Raw genomic sequence first — 17,364 nt, forward strand, 5'->3', positions numbered from 1 at the left:
TTATCCCTCGCTTCTAACATACCACTTAACATTCTCTGAAATAGCAATATGACGAATCAAATTGATACTAATGCATAGCTCATTAACATAAATTAAATCACCACTAAATCCTAATATTTTCCCCACAATATTGTCGTTGAATCCTCGTCCATCTATTGTCTTTATATTAGGTTGAATTAAAACAGGTAAATCTTTTGTTAAGGCTATTTCAATCACCTCAGCTACTTCAGTTAAAGTCATTGTCTCTAGACCAAAATTAATTCGGTTAGCTTCTTTTTTTTCTAATTCTAATTCTCTTGTGTGCTCGGATAAATAAAAGCCCATATATTTTTTGACACCTCGATCATCGTAGTACTGATTTAATTTCATCATAAGCTTTGCTCCTTTTTTAAATCAATCGAGTGCCTAATCATTAATTTCTCAACAACCATTTGTTTTCTGGTATTGTAGTGGCCAAATAAAGCAACTTCAACCTTGCCATTATTTAAAAATAATAATTGATGAATAATGTCTTTATTCGCTACTAGGCAATTAATATTTTCTTCTTCTGTTACTAAAGTAAAACGAAGCAGTTTATCAGGATACAAGGTGAGAAGCTTAATCTTATCAACAATACCAACTAAATTCTTCTTACTCATCATTATCACTCCATTTCATTTATAGCTAAATTATACGAACGTTTGTTCTTATTGTAAAGGGGAACATGAAAAGATAACAAAATTTATCCAATTCATTTAACACATTTGCTATACTGAATAAAGAGGTGAGAACGTGAGAAAAAGTAGTCAAGAATTATTAGATAACTACCAACTTAGAAAATCAAAAACAGAAAAAACAGTATTTATTAATTGGCTAGAACAACAATTAGGGAATCAAAATTATCTATTGAAAAAAGAACACTATGAAAAAGATGGCGTTAATTTAATTATAGGTGATTTAGAAAAAGCCAAAATTATTTTAACTGCTCATTATGATACACAAGCCATTTCGATTTTTCCGATATTTATGGGATTCAGTAATTGGATTTCTTTTTTTATAAGCCAATTGTGGGCAATGCTTCCTATTGTGCCACTAAGTTTCTTTGGTGGAACAATCCTTACTTCTGGCATCCTTACTTTATCTTTTAAAGAAATTATCATAGGGATTCTTCTTATTTCCTTAATGTTATTATATTGTTTTCAAATAACCAAAGGGATTGCTAATAAACATACAGCTAATGATAATACTTCTGGGGTTGCAACCTTGTTAGCCATTTTAGAAGATTTACCAGAAAATAAAAGAGAAGAGGTCTGCTTTGTTTTCTTTGATCAAGAGGAGATAGGCTTAGTTGGTTCACAAAATTTTAAAAAGCAACATGAATCTCTGATTAAAGACAAACCATTAATTAATTTTGATTGCGTGAGCGATGGAGATACCTTATTTTTTGTAACGAAAAAAGCGTTTAGAGAATCAAACTATAACAATCAATTAGCTGAATCAACTAAAAAGATAGTCGATAAAACTGAAAAACAGTATAAATTTGGAACAGCTTTTAAAAATATTTACACTTCTGACCAAATCATTTTCAAAAATAGTGTTGGGGTAGCTGCTGCTAAAAAATTGCCTGTTTTTGGTTATTACTTGAACCGAATTCATACAAGAAAAGATACTCGATTTGATTACCAAAATATCGAACTTCTTAAACAAGTTATACAAGATTTTATTCTTCATATCTAATAAAAAAACGTGTGACTAGTCTATTCATAATGAGTAAACTAGTCACACGTTTTTAGTTATTCAAAAGCTTTAAGATAGGCAACTTCTCCTGATATTTCTTGAAGGATATTTTTTCTTAATTCTTTAATCATAAAAAATTCTTCTGGTACTTCAAAAGGTGGGAATATTCCCCATTTACTTGCTGGTAAATAACCAAACCTTTTATAAAAAGTGGGATGACCTAAAATAACAATGAAAGGATAATCTGCTATCAGACTTCGTTTTTCCAGAGCTAGCATAAGATTAGTCCCAATTTTTTTATTTTGATAACTAGGTAAGACTGATAACGGTGCTAACGCTAGTCCTTTCCACGAATCATTTTCATTTTTGATTAAACACTCGCTTAATAAGCCGTGACCTACTATTTTTCCATCAATTTCATCAACTAACTCTAGTTCAGCTTTGTAAGATGGGGCTTTTCTAATTTTCTTGATTAAGTCAGCTTCTTGTTGATACCCAAACTCTGTTTCTGAAAACGAAGAGATGGTTAATGCTTCTACTGCTGAATAATCATTTTCATTAATAATACGAATCATTTTATTCCTCCTAACATTCTGATAAAAAAAGATAATCTAACTATTTAGATTATCTGAATTCTAAGATATTATTCCGTTTAAGCGGAGAGGGCATTGTTTGTAAATAAATCCCATTTTCTCCTTTAAACTGCTTGAAATATTGATAGTTTCCAAAACAAAGCTGTTTCAGTTGTTTTAGTTTCTTTTCACTTATTTGATAAATTTGCTCTTTGGTACTTTTTCTAGATAGTGACAATTGGGCATCTGTATCAAATAAAATTCGAACTAAAAAAATCTCTTCTTCACACGTCCAATAAAAGGCGATGTAATTAGATCGTTGCGTAATCAATTCAACTGAATCATTTGTTAAAATAGCATTTAATTTTATCATTTCCTCTTCTCCTTACAAAAATTATACAAACGTACGTTCTTTTTGTAAAGAGAACAAAACATTAAAATGCGCTTAGATGAGTACTCCAATAAAATGCTAATTTATTCTTTGTTTGAAAACATGCGGTCGTTCCAGTTTTATTTTCAATTGTTTTATTTAATTGATAAACGGCAATTTTCCCATTGTCTGAAATTTCCGAAACGCTTGATGTTGTAGCTGACTTAAAATCCCCATTTCTAAGTGCAGCAAAGCGAACAGAACCTTCAGGGGTTAAAATAGCATAGCATATTAAAAAAACTAAACCAATTTTAAATAATAATAATAGTAAACGTTTCATGTTATCATCCCCTTTATGATATTCCCATATTAATTGAAAAAAATGAAGATTTAATGTCCTAATTGGTACGAAAAATAGATGAAAAATGATATGATAGCTCTATATGAAAACAGGATTATTTGTTTTTTTAAATAATCACTAACTAATTAGGATGTTGACAATGACTATAACCCTTAAAGAAATAGAAAATTTATTAAAAAAAGAAAATCTGTTAAAAGAATTTATTTATCAAAATAATTGGTTTTATAACTTACCAATTGAAGATCAATCTCTAACAGCTCTTTCTTACGACTCAAGAAATGTTAATCAAGAAACTTTATTTTTTTGTAAAGGTCTTAACTTTAAAGAAGAATATTTAGAAACAGCGATTGATAACCAATTAGAAATCTATATGTCTGAAAATCCATATGAGGTAGCAAGCAAGCTAGGTATTATTGTAACAGATATTCGTAAAGCGATGGCACTTATTAGTATGCATTTTTATGATTTACCTCAAGAAGAATTAACAGTTATTGGTTTTACTGGAACAAAAGGAAAAACAACTGCTGCTTACTTTACTAAGTTTATTTTAGATGATTATACTAATCATAAAACAGCAATGTTTTCTACAATGAATACAACTCTAGATGGCGTTAATTATTTCAAATCAGCATTAACAACACCTGAATCATTAGATTTATACCGTATGATGAGAGAAGCGGTTGATAATAAAATGACACATTTAATCATGGAGGTATCATCTCAAGCTTACAAGTTACAACGAGTTTATGGACTAACATTTGATGTCGGGATCTTTTTAAATATCTCACCTGATCATATTAGTCCAATTGAACATCCAACGTTTGATGATTACTATTATTGCAAGAGACAACTCATTGAAAATTCTAAGCAAATGGTTTTAAATGCTGATACAAAAGATTATCCGTTACTAAAAGAAATGACAGAAGCTAGACAAATTCCTTACTATTCTTATAGTAGTGAAAATAAAGAAGCTGATTATTACTGGGAAAAAGAAGCAGGAGACTTGCTAGATTTCTGTGTTGAATCAACGAATGATCCATTAGATCTTGTAAGTGATTATCATATTCGCTTAATGGGAGACTTTAACAAAGACAATGCAGTTGCTAGTTTAATAACAAGTAAATTAGCTGGTGCCTCAAAAGAAAATGGTAAAAGAGGACTCTTAGAGGCATTAGTTCCTGGTCGAATGGAGCATTTGAAACATCCAAACGGCGCTAATATTTTTGTTGATTACGCGCATAACTATTTGAGTTTAAAAAATCTTCTAAGTTTTGCTAAAGAAGCTCATCCAGAAGGTAGAATTATCACAGTTATTGGTAGCACAGGTGAAAAAGCTATTTCAAGAAGAGCTGATTTTGGTCAAGTTCTTTCAGAATTGGCAGATGTTGCTATTTTAACTGCAGATGACCCAGCTACTGAGGATCCAGAAAAAATTGCTAAAGAAATTGGAGCAGCCATTACTAACTCAGCTGTTGAGCAAATTATCATTGTCGATCGTGAATCAGCTATTCAACATGCAATTGATATAGCTAGTTCAAAAGATTCTGTTATTTTAGCTGGCAAAGGACAAGATAAATATCAAAAAATTGGTGGTGTTGATACCCCTTATATAGGTGATTTTAATGCTGCTGAAAACTATTTAAATAATAAATAAATTCCTAGAGAGGCGATCCCTATTTTGGTAGCCTCTTTAGTTTATAATTAAAGGAGAATCCTATGTCAGACAATAATCAAAAACGAACAAATAAGAAACAAGCTTCAAAAAATAGAAAAGGAATCATTTTAGGTTCTAGTGTTGCAGGACTACTTTTAGTAGGGGTAGGTGGTTATTTTGCTTATCAAAAATACGATGAAAATTTGAGAAAAGATGCTTTAATCAGTTTTATGGATTCTTTTGAAGCAAAAAAATTCAAAGAGATGCCTAAAACTCTCTCTAAAACCTCTTTAAAAGAACAAGGTCTAACTGAAAAAGAGCTAATCGAAAAATATGAAGCTGTATTTAATGGTTTAAATATTTCTGATATCAAAGGAAATGTAGCGTCATTTAAAAATGACCAATTTGAACTAACCTTTCAAATGCAAACACCTCTTGGAAAATTAAAAAATGAAACCTATTCAGGAAAATTAGTCAAAGAAGGTAGCGAATATAAAGTAGATTGGAATTATTCCTTTATTTTTCCAGAAATGAAAAAAGGCGATAAAGTTTTTATGTCAACGGAAACACCTAAAAGAGGAGATATTTTAGATGTTAATAAACAACCTTTAGCAACAAGTCATGATTATCCTCAATTAGGAATAATACCTAATAAGTTAGGAGAAAAAGAAGAGAAGGAAAAAAATATTGAAACAATAAGTAAAAATTTTGATAAATCGGTTGATGAAATCAATCAATTACTTGAACAACCATGGGTTAAAGAAGATTCTTTTGTTCCAATTAAAACAATTCCTTTTGAAGAATCAACTGACAAATATCAATCAACTGGTATTACTCTTGCGTCAGTTAATAACCGTTACTATCCACTAAAAGAAGCTGCTGCTCAACTAATTGGTTATACAGGAAAAGTAACTGCTGAAGAAATTGAAAAAGATAAGGCTTTATCGGGTTTTGAAGAAACCGGAAAAACGGGATTAGAAGCTCAATTTGATAAAGAACTGCGTGGTAAAACAGGTGGTAAAATTGAAATTGTCAATAAAGATGGGGAGTCTCAACTAGCTGTTATTGAAGAGAAAAAACAAGATGGAAAAGACGTTCAACTAACGATTGATAGCCAAATTCAAAGAGATGCTTTCACTGCTTTGAATAATCTACCAGGTTCAACTGTTGTGACTGCTCCGAACACAGGTCAATTAAAAGCTGCTGTCAGCTCGCCTTCGTATGACCCTAATCAATTTGTTCTAGGTGTCTCACAAAAAGAATATGACCAGTTAGCAAAAGACAAAGCTAATCCTTTTTTAGCAAGATTTAGTGCTGGATACGCTCCAGGATCAACTTTTAAGGCAATCACAGCTGCTATTGGAATTGATGAAAAAGTGACAACACCAGATAAAACAAGAGAAATATCAGGGCTTAAATGGCAAAAAGATAGCTCATGGGGAGGATATCAAGTGACTCGTGTTTCTGATGTTCCAAGCGTTAATATGAATACAGCACTTGTTTATTCGGATAACATTTACTTTGCCCAAGAAGCTTTAGAGATGGGTAGCAAAAAATACTTAGACGGACTTAAAAAATTCCCGTTTGGTGAAAAAATGAACATTCATATTCCTATGACACCCGCTCAAATTAGCAATGATGAAATCAAATCAGATATTCTATTAAGCGACACAGCTTATGGACAAGGACAGCTACTTGTTAATCCAATTCAACAGGCAGTTATGTATTCCGCTTTTGCTAATGAAGGAGAAGTTGTTTTTCCTCAGATAATAAAAGGAAAAGAAAACACTAAAAAAGAACGAGCAGTCTCTAAAGAAGCTGCTGAAGCGGTTAAAAAAGCTTTAATCGAAACCGTTGAAAATGAAAATGGAACGGCACATCCTTTATCTAATGGAGACAACCAAATAGCTGCTAAAACGGGAACGGCTGAAATTAAAGAGAAACAAGATACAAAAGGACAAGAAAATAGTTTTATTCTAGCTTTTGATGCTAATGAAAGTAACTATTTAGTTGTTAGTTTAATTGAAGACGCAAAAGGGACTTCAGCTGTTGAACAAAACAAAGAGTTTATCAAACAATTAAAAAAATAATTATTTTATGTAAACCAAAATGATTTTAATCAAAAAATCCTCTTATTTGTTTAAGAGGATTTTTTGATTTCTATTTCATATTCAACTTTGGAGAGGTTAGTTAATTTTTGAATGTGCTGTAGTAAGAGCAAGATCCAACTAAACGCTAAGCCAAAAGCAATTAATTCAAATACGGTTAAGGATAGGTAGCCAACACGTTGAAATAAAAAGTTGGCAACAATTAATGTAGCTGCAATTCCATAAGAAATAAAGAGAAACTCTTTCGTCACTTTTGGAAGCAACCATTTGATTCCAATAATCAATATTACAATTAAAAGAACTAATAAATTAGCTGACTTTGTATGCAACACATGAAGCTGACCTTTACCGTTATTAGGGAAAAAACCAACACCACCTAAAGATATAGCAACTAATGTTAATAAAATTCGCAGAGTTAACAGACGGTAACCTGAATAGTTATTCTTTTTTAAATTAACAAATAAATAATCAATGAGGGCAACCATCAGAAGGGAAGAGAGCATCAAAGTTAAATTAAACTGCCAACTATCAATCGCTTCATTTGTTCCCAAAAAACTAAAGTTATATTGCCACCAACGACTCTCACTATTAGTCAACATAGCGAAAAAGACGCCTCCAATAATAACAAAGATAAGTAAGTTAACAATCATCGGAGAGGTAAAACTAAGGGCTGCATAAATCATAAAATAATTAATAATAGCTGTAAAAATAAAGAAAATAGCTGTTGCTGTATATAAATCAAAACTAGCTCCTTCAAAAATAACACCTAATACCCAAAAGAAACTCAGAATACCTAACATAAGTGTGACAATATATGAAAAAATAATTGTCGGTACGTTTCGCCAATGGATATCCTGTAGATGGCCATTTTTATCATGTTTTTTGGCACCAATAAAGAAGGTAATAAATGAGATGCTTCCACTTAATAAGCCTAATGCTGTCACAGCACTACCAATTGAATAATCTCCTGTCATTGGGATTTGCCAATGATTATCAAAATAAAAAACACCAAAAAAAAGAATACTACTAATTAAAACAGGAAGAAGGAACCATCTTAAAGAGACTTGTTGAAATTCAGAGCTGTTTAGCTTTTTCTCAATTACAAAGCGGTTATTCTCTTTTTTTAAACAAATCATTTCTTTTTCAGACAGTTCTAACTCTTCAATCACTTCATCGGGTAAACAAATTTTATACTCGGTTTGCTTCATTGATATAACTCCAATCAAATAAACTTGTCTCTCCATAATATTCTCATATTGTTCTGATTGAAACAAGTTTAACCTTCAACAAGACCTTTTCTTGTAAATAATTCTTTGGACCAGTTAATAACGCCTGATAGTAAAAATAAACTGATAATAGTTCCTTCTCTAACAACAACTGGTAGAGAAAAAGCAAAAGATAATATCAGAGATAAGCTAACACACACAATATCTACACTGTAGCGATAAGTTGAAAATGAATGAGATGTTTTTTCGGCCAATAACTGGCAAAATGATTCGATGGGAAATTTCAATAAGCTTAAACGTAAAACTTGTCCTGTCCCAAATCCAGCAATAACAACACCAAGTAAAAATAAAATTAAATTAAGTAGATAAGAGTCAATAGTAAATTGACTAAATAAATGATAGTAAACTAGATTGATTGCTTCTCCAAAACTCATCACAGCAAGAAGCATTAACAAATATTTTGGAAATGATCGTTCTTTATCTAGTAAAACACATCCTATTAAAAAGCTAATATTTAATAAAGTCGTTACGGTTCCTATTTGAAGAGTCGATAAGTTGGCTATCGAAACATTTAATGAGTTAAAACTACTGACACCAACATTTGCTTTAATTGTTAATGAGATACCTACTGCACTAATAAAGTAATAAAATAATGATTGGATTAATTTTTTCATATGTCATCTCCCTTTCGTATCTTTATAGTAAACTTTTCTCAAAGATGTTAGTATGAGATATAGCATAGTTAGGAGAATAAAGATGAAAAAAATAATGTATCCTTTATCATCAACTCAATTTACCCAAGAAATACCTGGAATTGATGCAGATCTTTTAGCCAAATCTCTTGTAATGACTTTTAAAAATGGCGAATTTATCACAAAAGAACTCACAGAACTACGTTATCTTTACTTTATTATGGAAGGCCGAGCGAAAGTTGTTACAACACAATCAAATGGAAAGAAGTTGATTTTACAATTTCTATCAACAGATGACATGATTGGTGATTTAACTGTTATTAAGGCTGAAGAAGAAATCAAAGATGTTATTGCTATGGGAGAAACAACCTGTCTAGCTGTTCCTATTCAAACAATTGAAATGCAGTTGATGACCAATAATGAATTTTTACGCTTTTTATCTCAATATATTGGGATAAAATTATTACTTCGGATGGATCATTTTAAAGAACAACAAACATTGGAAGCTAAAATGAGATTAGCTAAACTCCTATTAGAGATCACGGTTGATGGAGAATACCATGAAAAGCACACAGAAATAGCTGAGTATTTAGGTGTTAGCTACAGACATTACATGCATACCTTTAAGCAGCTAAAAGAAGAAGGGTATATTTATAAAAAAGAGAACCGTTATTATATACAAACTGATTCACTTGAAAAACTCATTCAATCATAAAAGGAAAAGATCTAATCATCAACTGACTAGATCTTTTCCTTTTTTACCTCATAAAGAATAGGTAAGAGTACATTAAAACTACTGCCTAAATTTAATTCACTTGCTATCTCAATTTTACCTTGATGAAGTGTCACAATTTGTTTAACAAGGGACAAGCCTAATCCATTACCAATTGATTTTCGACTGCTATCACTTTGATAAAATTTATCAAAAGCTCGCTTCATATCTTCTTCAGACATGCCAATCCCATTATCTGAAACAAGGATTGAGAGATTATTTTCTACTTCTTGAAGTTTAACCTGAATAGTACTGCCTATGGAACTATATTTTATTGCATTATCTAGTAAATTTAACCAAACTTGATATAAAAGTTCTTCATTTCCAACAAAGTAAGTTCGTGGTAAATCAATATCTAGCTCAACCTGCTGTTTTTCCCATTTAGGTTGCAGAAAAAGAATGACTTCCCGAATTTGCTCGTCCAAACGAAATTGTTTCTGCTCTAAACCAATTTCTTGAGATTCCAATTTTGTTAATCTTAATATATTATCCGTTAAATAAGAAAGTTGTTGTGTGCCTTCTAACATTCTTTCTAAATACATTTGTCTTTCGGAAATCGAGAGTGTTTCATCTTGAAGTAACTGGACGTATCCCTTAATAGTTGCGATTGGCGTTTTAAATTCATGAGAAACAGTTGAAACAAAATCATATCTTAGACTTTCAATACTTCTAAGTTCTCTCACCATTACATTGAAATCATCATATAAATGGCTAACATCTTCAATTTTTTGTTTCTCTGTTAATTGAATCGAAAAATCACCTTTTGCTACAAGTTTCATTGCCTCACCTAAAGTTCCGATAGGCTGTAGAATCTTTCGACCAACAAAAATAGAGACTCCTAAACCAATCAATAAACTTAACATGAGAGTAAATATAATTGGAAAAATATGATTGCCTTGTTCTGCTCCCAAGGGGCCAAATCGTTCTAGTAAAAATAGAAAAAATAAAGATAAACCTAGAACTAAAAAGATACTAAAAAAAATAAAAAAACTAAAATAAATCCAAAGTTGGGAATATAATTTTTTTCTCATGACCGAATAACCGCCTTATAACCAAGGCCTCGAATCGTTTCAATCGAAAAATCACAATTATCTATTAGCCGATTTCTCAACCGCTTAATATGAACATCAATCGTTCGTTCATCTGAATCAGACTCCATTCCCCATATGTCATCCATCAATTGTTGTCTGGTGAAAATTTTATTAGGATAAGATAGTAATTTATACAATAATAGAAACTCCTTTTGAGGTAACATCTCTGTTTTAGCTCCAAAGGAAACTGTAAGTGTTGGTTTATCTAGAGTTGTTTCACCTAATTGAAGCTTTTGAGTCGAGACAATTTGAGCACGTCTAAGTAGTGCTTCCACGCGAAGAATCATCTCATTTACGTCAATTGGTTTGACCATATAATCATCTACACCTAAATCAAAACCTTTCTTTTTATCTTCAAATGTATCTTTAGCGGTAATAAATAAAATAGGAATTGCTTTACTAGACGTGCGTATAGCTTCAGCTAATTCATAGCCATCTAAATCTGGCATCATAATATCACTAATAACTAAATCAATGGTATGTTTATCAAATAAATCTAACGCTTCAATCCCATTTCTTGCAGTAATGACATCAAATTGTCCTTTTTTTAAAGTTGATTGGTAAAGTAGTGCTAAATTAGCATCATCTTCTACAATAAGTATTTGGTTCATTGGTACAACCTCCTTTAGCTGTGTTTAGTGTAACAAATCCATATGAATCAATTATGAATTTTGTTCATTTTGAGTTAATAAAACTATGTTAAGCTCCTCCTTATAACAGATAGAAATGAGATGGGAAGATGCTTGAATTAAAAGATATCAAAAAATATTATAAAGTAGGAGACACAGTTACTAAAGCCTTAGATGGGGTATCTGTCTCTTTTAGAAGACAAGAATTTGTTGCAATTCTCGGAGCTAGTGGCTCTGGAAAAACAACGATGCTAAATGTGATTGGCGGATTAGATAATTATGATTCTGGTGACATGATAATTGATGGAAAATCCACACAAACATTTAAAGATAATGATTGGGATGCGTATCGAAATAATTCAATCGGATTTGTTTTCCAAAGTTATAACTTAATTAGTCATTTAGGTATTATCGAAAATGTCGAACTTGGCATGACGTTAAGTGGTGTTTCAAAAGATGAAAAAAGAGAGCATGCTAGAAAAGCTCTTGAAAGAGTTGGGTTATCTGATCATATGAATAAAAAACCAAACCAACTTTCTGGTGGACAAATGCAGAGAGTTGCTATCGCAAGAGCTTTAGCCAATGATCCAGACATTTTACTTTGTGATGAACCTACAGGAGCTTTAGATACTGAAACAAGTATTCAGATTATGAACCTTATTAAAGAATTATCAAAAGAAAAACTAGTTGTTATGGTGACACACAATCCTGAGCTGGCTTATGAATACGCTGATAGAATCATCGAGTTTTCAGACGGCCAAATTAAAAAGGATTCTAAGCCACATATTGAAAAGAAAAAAACAGATCAATTCCTATTAAAAAGAACTAAAATGGGCTTTTTAACAGCGCTGAAACTATCATTTAATAATCTTAGGACCAAAAAAGGAAGAACTTTTCTAACCGCATTTGCTTCTAGTATAGGTATTATAAGTATCGGAATTGTCCTAGCATTATCGAGTGGGTTTCAAAAACAAATTGATCAAACACAATCTGAAACCATGTCTAAATTTCCAATAACCATCTCAAAAATTACTGCAGATCAAACTGCTAATCCAAAAGATGCTTTAGGAAGTGATAAAGGTTCTTTTTCTAAGGATAAAAAGATAACTGTTAAAACAAGTGATGAGGACAAAAGACAACATACAAATAAAATCGATCAAGCTTACGTAGACTACATAAAAAAAATCGACCCTAAATTAAGTAATAGTATTGGATTCTCACGTGTTGTCAATATGAATCTAATTCGAAAAGTTGATGATAAAGAATTCAAACCTGTTTCTTTTTCAAACGTTAACGCAGAATCAGGTGTATCAATGGCTAGCTCCATGTCTAGTATGACAGGAATTGGTGTTTCTTCTTTTCCAACTACTTTAGATAAACAATCAAAAGGCTTCTTGGAAGAGAATTATTCTGTTTTAGCTGGAGATTATCCTAAAAATGCAACTGATATTGTTTTAGTTGTCGATCGAAATAATAGTACCAATATTCAAGCTCTCAAAAATATTGATTTTGATGTGAAAGAAAACGAAAAATTAGCATTTGATTCTATTGTTGGAACAGAATTTAAACTAATTTCTAACGATGACTATTATCAAAAACTGCCAACTGGCAATTTTATTCCTACAACTGACTATCAAAAAATGTATGATAACGAAAAATCAAAAACACTAAAAGTAAGTGGTATTTTAAGAGTGAAATCTTCTTCCACTATGAATCTATTAGCTCCTGGTTTTGCTTATAGTAATGAATTAACTTCTGACATTGTTAAAGATAACGAACAATCAGAAATTGTTAAAGCTCAAAAAGATAGTAATGACAATGTTATGACAGGTGAACCAATGGATCATACAACAAAAGAAAATACTCTAGCTTATCTTGGCGGAAGTAGTATCCCTTCAAGTATCATGATTTATCCTAACAATTACAGTGACAAAGAAGAAGTCTTGAATTATCTAGATAAATATAACGAAGGTAAATCTAAAAAAGATAAAATTATTTATTCTGACTTGGCAGGGACTATGACTGATTTAACAGGTGGATTGATGGATGCTATTACGTATGTCTTAATCGCCTTTGCAGGTATTTCACTTGTTACAAGTATGATTATGATTGGAATTATTACGTATACATCAGTACTTGAGAGAACTAAAGAAATTGGTGTATTAAAAGCTTTAGGAGCTCGAAAAAAAGATATCACTCGTGTCTTTGATGCCGAAACATGTATTTTAGGTATTGCTTCTGGTTCACTAGGTGTTGTTATTGCTTGGTTAGCTACTTTCCCGATCAACCATGTTTTATATAACATGACAGATTTAAAAAATGTAGCACAATTAAATCCTGTTCACAGTATTGTACTTATTTTAGTCTCTACTGTATTAACAATGATTGGTGGACATATACCAGCTAAAATCGCTGCTAAAAAAGATGCCGCGATTGCTTTAAGAGCTGATTAAGTAAAAGAGATTGACTTAATTGTCAGTCTCTTTTTTTGGGTTTATTTTTTATATTATAAAATAATTGAGGTATAATTATAATAAGTACTAAGATGGAGGTAAATAACATGTTAAAAAAGACTTTCATTTCTATTATATTAACTATCTCAACTATGTTTATTCTTTTAGGATGTACTTCTAATGAGCCATCTATCAGAATTATGGGAATTACTATTGAAAAATATAATAGCCAAACTAAAAAATATGAAACTTATCAGCAAGTTAGTAAAAAAGACAAAGTTGAAAAAGTAAAACAAGTCATAGAACAAGTGACACTTGAAAACAGCACGCAAACAACAACAGAAGAAACATCTGATTATCAGTTTTATTTCAATCTAAAAACTAAAAACGCCGATGTAAAACAAGTAACTTATCAAATAAAAAAAGAAAAACAAAATAAAATTTTATTAGGAATTGAAGGCATTTACCATCCTTTAACTAAGGAAGAGGGAGAAATTCTTACAGATATTTTAATTGAAGAGTAGGAGAGAGGCAAAATGGCAATTTATTTAATTCGACATGGACAAGATGATGAAACAATCAGAGGGGGGTGGTCAGAAACTCCTTTAACTAAAGAAGGAAGACAACAAATTGAAGGATTAGAGAATTATTTTAAGTCGCTAGATATTTCTGCTGTTTATTCTAGTGATTTAACAAGAGCAATGGAGACAACTGAAATTTTAAGTCATTTTAAACCTAAAATTCCGATTTACTATGACGAAAGGTTAAGAGAAATAAACAATGGACTTCTTGCTGGTATGCCAAATAGTCAAGCTGAAAAAGAATACCCAACTCTTCATTTTAAACAACTTGCCTGGCAGCAAAAGTATCCAAAAGGAGAGAGTCCTGAGATGTTTTATGAGCGCATTTCTACTATATGGGAAGAATTATCAAAACTCTCTGATCAAAATATTGCCATTGTTACTCACGGCGGTGTTATAAATATCATTCTCCACCACGTCAATCAAAAATATTATTCAAACAAAAATGAAAGTATTTTTATTCCCACTGGAAGTATTACAATTGTCGATTAAATGAGGAGTAAAGAATCATGAAACAATTTAAAGTGAATGTTACTATTGATCGACCGATTGGTTATGTTGATTCCTATCAAAACGAGTATCCAATTAATTATGGCTATGTAGAAGGAATTATAGCTCAGGATAATGAATGGCAAGACGTTTATCTACTAACAGATGACATCATTTCATCTCAAGTAGTTTCAGCAAACATTATTGCCATCATTGTTAGAGATGATGATGTAGAGGACAAATGGGTGGCAACAACTACTCAAACAACCTATTCTAAAGAAGACATTAAAAAGAAAACAAATTTTCTTGAGCAATATTTTAACTCAAGTATTATTTTACTAGACTAGAAGCTTAGGAGTAAGCATATGACAATTAGACATTATGAAGAAAAAGACAAATCCGAAGTTATTACGTTAATTAAACAAACGATTCAGCTCATTAATCAAAAAGACTATACACCTAATCAAATCAAATCTTGGTCAGAAATAGATTGGGATTATTGGGATAATAGTCTAAAAAATCATCTAGCTATTGTTTCAGAAAAAAATAAGGTGATTGTAGGTTTTTCTGATATGACAACAACGGGCTTTTTAGACCGATTATTTGTTCACCATGACTATCAAAATCAAGGGATAGCAAGTCAAATGTTACAGTACTTGGAATTAAAAACCCCAGCTGAGCAGTATAGTACGTATGCCTCAATTACAGCAAAACCTTTTTTTGAAAGAAATGGCTATAAATTAGTTAAAGAAAATATCGCTAAATTAAGAGGAGAAGCTTTTTTAAATTATTACATGACAAAGGATGAAATAGTACATGTCTCAGACGATGAATCAATTAAGAGCCTTTTTTAGAAACAGAGATGATTTAAAAGTTTTTGCGATGAACGGCTCAAAAGTTAATAAAAATATCCCAGATGATATATTCAAAGATTATGATGTGGTCTTTTTTTCAACTAATTTCAAACAGTATATCGAAGATTCATCTTTTTTAGATTTATTTGGAGAAACTTTAATTAAAACCGAGCCTGAGAGCGACCCAATTTGTCCTAATGAGCTCTTAGAGGGAAAAGGATACGTTTATCTTGTTCAGTATGTATCAGGTCTTAGGATCGATTTCCAGTTCCGTGATATTGATACACTAGATAATTATTTAAAGGAAGATTCTTTAACACAAATTATTGAAGATAAAGAAAAGTTAGTAACATCAGAAATAATGCCAAATGATTCTGATTATTGGCTAAAAAAACCATCAAAAGAACAAATCGAATTTTCAATAGCTGAGTTTTGGTGGTTAATTCCAAATATTTTAAAAAGTTCTCTTAGAAAGCAAGAAATACTCGCGCAATTTTACTTCAATTTAACTAGAAAAGAGCTATTTCAACTAATTGCTTGGAGTATAGCTAACGAAACAACTTGGAATGAAAATTATGGTAAAGAATTTTCAGCTATTTTAGATAAAGTAACAGACAAAGAACGTCAACAAATCATGTCTCTTTTTCAAGTTGGTACAACAGACTCTCTATATAAAGGGATTCAAACAATGATGAGTTTACAAGAGGAGTATCTAAAAAGAATTGCTCCATCATATGATATAGATTTAAAGAAATTATTAGCTTATCAACATATTCCTTATACTTACTTAATGAGTAAAGATGAAGTAACATTAGCTAAAAAGTTTAAATGACATCAAGATAGCATTAACATTCAAGAAAAAAGGGATAAATAAATGAATACAGATATAGAAAAACTTATTTCAAGCAACAAAGACTTAATGAGAATTTTAACCATTATCGATTCTTTAGATTTAGCTGATTGTTGGCTTTGTGCTGGGGCTATTCGAAATTTTTTATGGGATTTATTTTCTAATCAAGAGGTTAAATTAATAACAGATATTGATGTCGTTTTCTATGACCCTTTGATTTCTTATGAAGAAACTTGTTTGATGGAACAAAAACTAATTGAGACATATCCTGACTATGATTGGGAATTAAAAAATCAAGTTTACATGCATTATCATAACCCGAATGCCAAAGAGTACTTAGGTTCAAGAGATGCTATATCTAAATTTCCAGAGCAATGTACCGCAATAGGCGCAAGATTAAACGCCTCTAAAAAAGTTGAACTCTTTATACCGTATGGGACACATGATTTAACCCATTTCATTGTCCAACCAACTCCTTTTTTCTTAGAAGATACTGAAAGAATGAAGCTCTATGTTGAGCGAGTAACAACAAAAGGGTGGCATAAAAAATGGCCATGTCTTGAAATAATTTTACCTGACTAAAAGGAGGTAATTTTTATGCAAGTTAGTAGTTATGGATGGAATGAAACTTTGGGATGGTTAATCATCTGTCTTTTTCTTACGACTTTATTTCTTATTTTTGGTGTTGTTTTAAAGAAAACAAACGGTTTATTTTTGGCAAGATTACCACAGCAGTTTTTAATAGATCGTGATGATCCAAAATTTGAAAAAGAGCGGCAAGCAGGTAAAAAAATGCAACAGATGGCTTATCGATATATTTTACCTCTTGCTCTTATTAGTTGGCTTATTTTTATTTTTTTATTAATGTTAAGTAAGAAATAGGAAGAGGAGGGGGAATGATGAGTATGTTTCTATTAGCACTAGCTATTTTTGGTTTTTTTGGTAG

The 17,364-nt window shown here is 31.2% G+C and carries 21 protein-coding genes; 12 read left to right on the plus strand and 9 right to left on the minus strand.

Annotated features, from left to right (window positions below; translation table 11 throughout):
* A complete protein-coding gene (locus H9L18_RS08255; RefSeq protein WP_126793343.1) occupies window positions 1–372 on the minus strand; it encodes a hypothetical protein in 372 nt (123 codons plus the stop codon).
* The gene (locus H9L18_RS08260) at window positions 369–638 is read right to left on the minus strand and encodes a hypothetical protein (RefSeq protein ID WP_126793345.1); all 270 of its coding nucleotides are present in this window, start codon (window positions 636–638) and stop codon (window positions 369–371) included. The genes H9L18_RS08255 and H9L18_RS08260 overlap by 4 nt, the downstream gene beginning before the upstream one ends.
* Before the next feature lie 133 nt (window positions 639–771).
* Here H9L18_RS08260 and H9L18_RS08265 point away from each other — a divergent pair, with 133 nt between their 5' ends.
* Window positions 772–1,716 carry a M28 family peptidase gene (locus H9L18_RS08265; protein ID WP_126793347.1) on the plus strand — a complete coding sequence of 315 codons (945 nt, stop codon included), beginning with the start codon at window positions 772–774 and terminating at the stop codon, window positions 1,714–1,716.
* A 56-nt stretch (window positions 1,717–1,772) separates the two neighbouring features.
* Here H9L18_RS08265 and H9L18_RS08270 read toward each other — a convergent pair whose 3' ends face one another.
* The 3 genes from H9L18_RS08270 to H9L18_RS08280 all read right to left on the minus strand — a co-directional run bounded on the left by H9L18_RS08270 (window position 1,773) and on the right by H9L18_RS08280 (window position 2,998).
* Window positions 1,773–2,291 (minus strand): GNAT family N-acetyltransferase, encoded by a 519-nt coding sequence (locus H9L18_RS08270; protein WP_126793349.1) that lies wholly within the window; start codon window positions 2,289–2,291, stop codon window positions 1,773–1,775.
* A 49-nt stretch (window positions 2,292–2,340) separates the two neighbouring features.
* Window positions 2,341–2,661, minus strand: a complete 321-nt coding sequence (locus H9L18_RS08275; RefSeq protein WP_126793351.1) for a hypothetical protein — start codon at window positions 2,659–2,661, stop codon at window positions 2,341–2,343.
* Between the two features lie 61 nt (window positions 2,662–2,722).
* The gene (locus H9L18_RS08280; protein WP_126793354.1) at window positions 2,723–2,998 is read right to left on the minus strand and encodes a hypothetical protein; all 276 of its coding nucleotides are present in this window, start codon (window positions 2,996–2,998) and stop codon (window positions 2,723–2,725) included.
* A gap of 160 nt (window positions 2,999–3,158) precedes the next feature.
* Here H9L18_RS08280 and H9L18_RS08285 point away from each other — a divergent pair, with 160 nt between their 5' ends.
* Window positions 3,159–4,673, plus strand: a complete 1,515-nt coding sequence (locus tag H9L18_RS08285; protein WP_126793356.1) for a UDP-N-acetylmuramoyl-L-alanyl-D-glutamate--L-lysine ligase — start codon at window positions 3,159–3,161, stop codon at window positions 4,671–4,673.
* 62 nt (window positions 4,674–4,735) lie between these two features.
* Window positions 4,736–6,763, plus strand: a complete 2,028-nt coding sequence (gene pbp4, locus H9L18_RS08290) for a penicillin-binding protein PBP4(5) (RefSeq protein ID WP_126793358.1) — start codon at window positions 4,736–4,738, stop codon at window positions 6,761–6,763.
* A gap of 50 nt (window positions 6,764–6,813) precedes the next feature.
* Here the strand turns inward: pbp4 and H9L18_RS08295 are convergent, their stop codons facing one another.
* On the minus strand, window positions 6,814–7,989 hold the full coding sequence (locus H9L18_RS08295) for a DUF998 domain-containing protein (protein WP_126793360.1): 1,176 nt from the start codon (window positions 7,987–7,989) through the stop codon (window positions 6,814–6,816).
* A gap of 68 nt (window positions 7,990–8,057) precedes the next feature.
* Window positions 8,058–8,681, minus strand: a complete 624-nt coding sequence (locus tag H9L18_RS08300; protein WP_126793362.1) for a YczE/YyaS/YitT family protein — start codon at window positions 8,679–8,681, stop codon at window positions 8,058–8,060.
* 82 nt (window positions 8,682–8,763) lie between these two features.
* Between H9L18_RS08300 and H9L18_RS08305 the strand changes: the two genes are divergently transcribed.
* On the plus strand, window positions 8,764–9,414 hold the full coding sequence (locus H9L18_RS08305; protein WP_185847461.1) for a cyclic nucleotide-binding domain-containing protein: 651 nt from the start codon (window positions 8,764–8,766) through the stop codon (window positions 9,412–9,414).
* Window positions 9,415–9,440: 26 nt separating this feature from the next.
* Here the strand turns inward: H9L18_RS08305 and H9L18_RS08310 are convergent, their stop codons facing one another.
* Together H9L18_RS08310 and H9L18_RS08315 are read right to left on the minus strand one after the other, a co-directional pair.
* Window positions 9,441–10,502 (minus strand): sensor histidine kinase, encoded by a 1,062-nt coding sequence (locus tag H9L18_RS08310; protein WP_126793366.1) that lies wholly within the window; start codon window positions 10,500–10,502, stop codon window positions 9,441–9,443.
* Window positions 10,499–11,173, minus strand: a complete 675-nt coding sequence (locus H9L18_RS08315) for a response regulator transcription factor (RefSeq protein WP_126793368.1) — start codon at window positions 11,171–11,173, stop codon at window positions 10,499–10,501. Before H9L18_RS08315 ends, H9L18_RS08310 begins: the two co-directional genes overlap by 4 nt.
* Window positions 11,174–11,301: 128 nt before the next feature.
* Here H9L18_RS08315 and H9L18_RS08320 point away from each other — a divergent pair, with 128 nt between their 5' ends.
* The 8 genes from H9L18_RS08320 to H9L18_RS08355 all read left to right on the plus strand — a co-directional run bounded on the left by H9L18_RS08320 (window position 11,302) and on the right by H9L18_RS08355 (window position 17,300).
* Window positions 11,302–13,644 (plus strand): ABC transporter ATP-binding protein/permease, encoded by a 2,343-nt coding sequence (locus H9L18_RS08320; protein ID WP_126793370.1) that lies wholly within the window; start codon window positions 11,302–11,304, stop codon window positions 13,642–13,644.
* A gap of 107 nt (window positions 13,645–13,751) precedes the next feature.
* Window positions 13,752–14,168: a hypothetical protein gene (locus tag H9L18_RS08325; protein ID WP_126793372.1), complete on the plus strand. Its 417-nt coding sequence runs from the start codon at window positions 13,752–13,754 to the stop codon at window positions 14,166–14,168.
* Window positions 14,169–14,180: 12 nt separating this feature from the next.
* A complete protein-coding gene (locus H9L18_RS08330) occupies window positions 14,181–14,717 on the plus strand; it encodes a histidine phosphatase family protein (RefSeq protein WP_126793374.1) in 537 nt (178 codons plus the stop codon).
* Window positions 14,718–14,734: 17 nt separating this feature from the next.
* Entirely contained in the window at window positions 14,735–15,061 is a 327-nt protein-coding gene (locus tag H9L18_RS08335; protein ID WP_126793376.1) for an inorganic diphosphatase, read from the plus strand.
* An 18-nt stretch (window positions 15,062–15,079) separates the two neighbouring features.
* Window positions 15,080–15,568 (plus strand): GNAT family N-acetyltransferase, encoded by a 489-nt coding sequence (locus H9L18_RS08340; protein ID WP_126793378.1) that lies wholly within the window; start codon window positions 15,080–15,082, stop codon window positions 15,566–15,568.
* Window positions 15,531–16,400, plus strand: a complete 870-nt coding sequence (locus H9L18_RS08345) for an aminoglycoside 6-adenylyltransferase (RefSeq protein WP_126793380.1) — start codon at window positions 15,531–15,533, stop codon at window positions 16,398–16,400. Before H9L18_RS08340 ends, H9L18_RS08345 begins: the two co-directional genes overlap by 38 nt.
* A gap of 42 nt (window positions 16,401–16,442) precedes the next feature.
* Window positions 16,443–17,000 carry a nucleotidyltransferase family protein gene (locus H9L18_RS08350; RefSeq protein WP_126793382.1) on the plus strand — a complete coding sequence of 186 codons (558 nt, stop codon included), beginning with the start codon at window positions 16,443–16,445 and terminating at the stop codon, window positions 16,998–17,000.
* Between the two features lie 15 nt (window positions 17,001–17,015).
* Window positions 17,016–17,300, plus strand: coding sequence for a hypothetical protein (locus tag H9L18_RS08355; protein WP_126793384.1), 285 nt, complete (start codon window positions 17,016–17,018; stop codon window positions 17,298–17,300).
* The last annotated feature ends 64 nt before the right edge of the window (window positions 17,301–17,364 follow it).

The sequence above is a fragment of the Vagococcus carniphilus genome, assembly GCF_014397115.1.
GTDB classification, from domain to species: domain Bacteria; phylum Bacillota; class Bacilli; order Lactobacillales; family Vagococcaceae; genus Vagococcus; species Vagococcus carniphilus.

Coding starts and splice junctions, on each gene's coding strand:
- H9L18_RS08255 (WP_126793343.1), bottom strand. CDS start 372: ATGATGAAATTAAATCAGTACTACGATGATCGAGGTGTCAAAAAATAT.
- H9L18_RS08260 (WP_126793345.1), bottom strand. CDS start 638: ATGAGTAAGAAGAATTTAGTTGGTATTGTTGATAAGATTAAGCTTCTC.
- H9L18_RS08270 (WP_126793349.1), bottom strand. CDS start 2,291: ATGATTCGTATTATTAATGAAAATGATTATTCAGCAGTAGAAGCATTA.
- H9L18_RS08275 (WP_126793351.1), bottom strand. CDS start 2,661: ATGATAAAATTAAATGCTATTTTAACAAATGATTCAGTTGAATTGATT.
- H9L18_RS08280 (WP_126793354.1), bottom strand. CDS start 2,998: ATGAAACGTTTACTATTATTATTATTTAAAATTGGTTTAGTTTTTTTA.
- H9L18_RS08285 (WP_126793356.1), top strand. CDS start 3,159: ATGACTATAACCCTTAAAGAAATAGAAAATTTATTAAAAAAAGAAAAT.
- pbp4 (WP_126793358.1), top strand. CDS start 4,736: ATGTCAGACAATAATCAAAAACGAACAAATAAGAAACAAGCTTCAAAA.
- H9L18_RS08295 (WP_126793360.1), bottom strand. CDS start 7,989: ATGAAGCAAACCGAGTATAAAATTTGTTTACCCGATGAAGTGATTGAA.
- H9L18_RS08300 (WP_126793362.1), bottom strand. CDS start 8,681: ATGAAAAAATTAATCCAATCATTATTTTATTACTTTATTAGTGCAGTA.
- H9L18_RS08305 (WP_185847461.1), top strand. CDS start 8,764: ATGAAAAAAATAATGTATCCTTTATCATCAACTCAATTTACCCAAGAA.
- H9L18_RS08310 (WP_126793366.1), bottom strand. CDS start 10,502: ATGAGAAAAAAATTATATTCCCAACTTTGGATTTATTTTAGTTTTTTT.
- H9L18_RS08315 (WP_126793368.1), bottom strand. CDS start 11,173: ATGAACCAAATACTTATTGTAGAAGATGATGCTAATTTAGCACTACTT.
- H9L18_RS08320 (WP_126793370.1), top strand. CDS start 11,302: ATGCTTGAATTAAAAGATATCAAAAAATATTATAAAGTAGGAGACACA.
- H9L18_RS08325 (WP_126793372.1), top strand. CDS start 13,752: ATGTTAAAAAAGACTTTCATTTCTATTATATTAACTATCTCAACTATG.
- H9L18_RS08330 (WP_126793374.1), top strand. CDS start 14,181: ATGGCAATTTATTTAATTCGACATGGACAAGATGATGAAACAATCAGA.
- H9L18_RS08335 (WP_126793376.1), top strand. CDS start 14,735: ATGAAACAATTTAAAGTGAATGTTACTATTGATCGACCGATTGGTTAT.
- H9L18_RS08340 (WP_126793378.1), top strand. CDS start 15,080: ATGACAATTAGACATTATGAAGAAAAAGACAAATCCGAAGTTATTACG.
- H9L18_RS08345 (WP_126793380.1), top strand. CDS start 15,531: ATGTCTCAGACGATGAATCAATTAAGAGCCTTTTTTAGAAACAGAGAT.
- H9L18_RS08350 (WP_126793382.1), top strand. CDS start 16,443: ATGAATACAGATATAGAAAAACTTATTTCAAGCAACAAAGACTTAATG.
- H9L18_RS08355 (WP_126793384.1), top strand. CDS start 17,016: ATGCAAGTTAGTAGTTATGGATGGAATGAAACTTTGGGATGGTTAATC.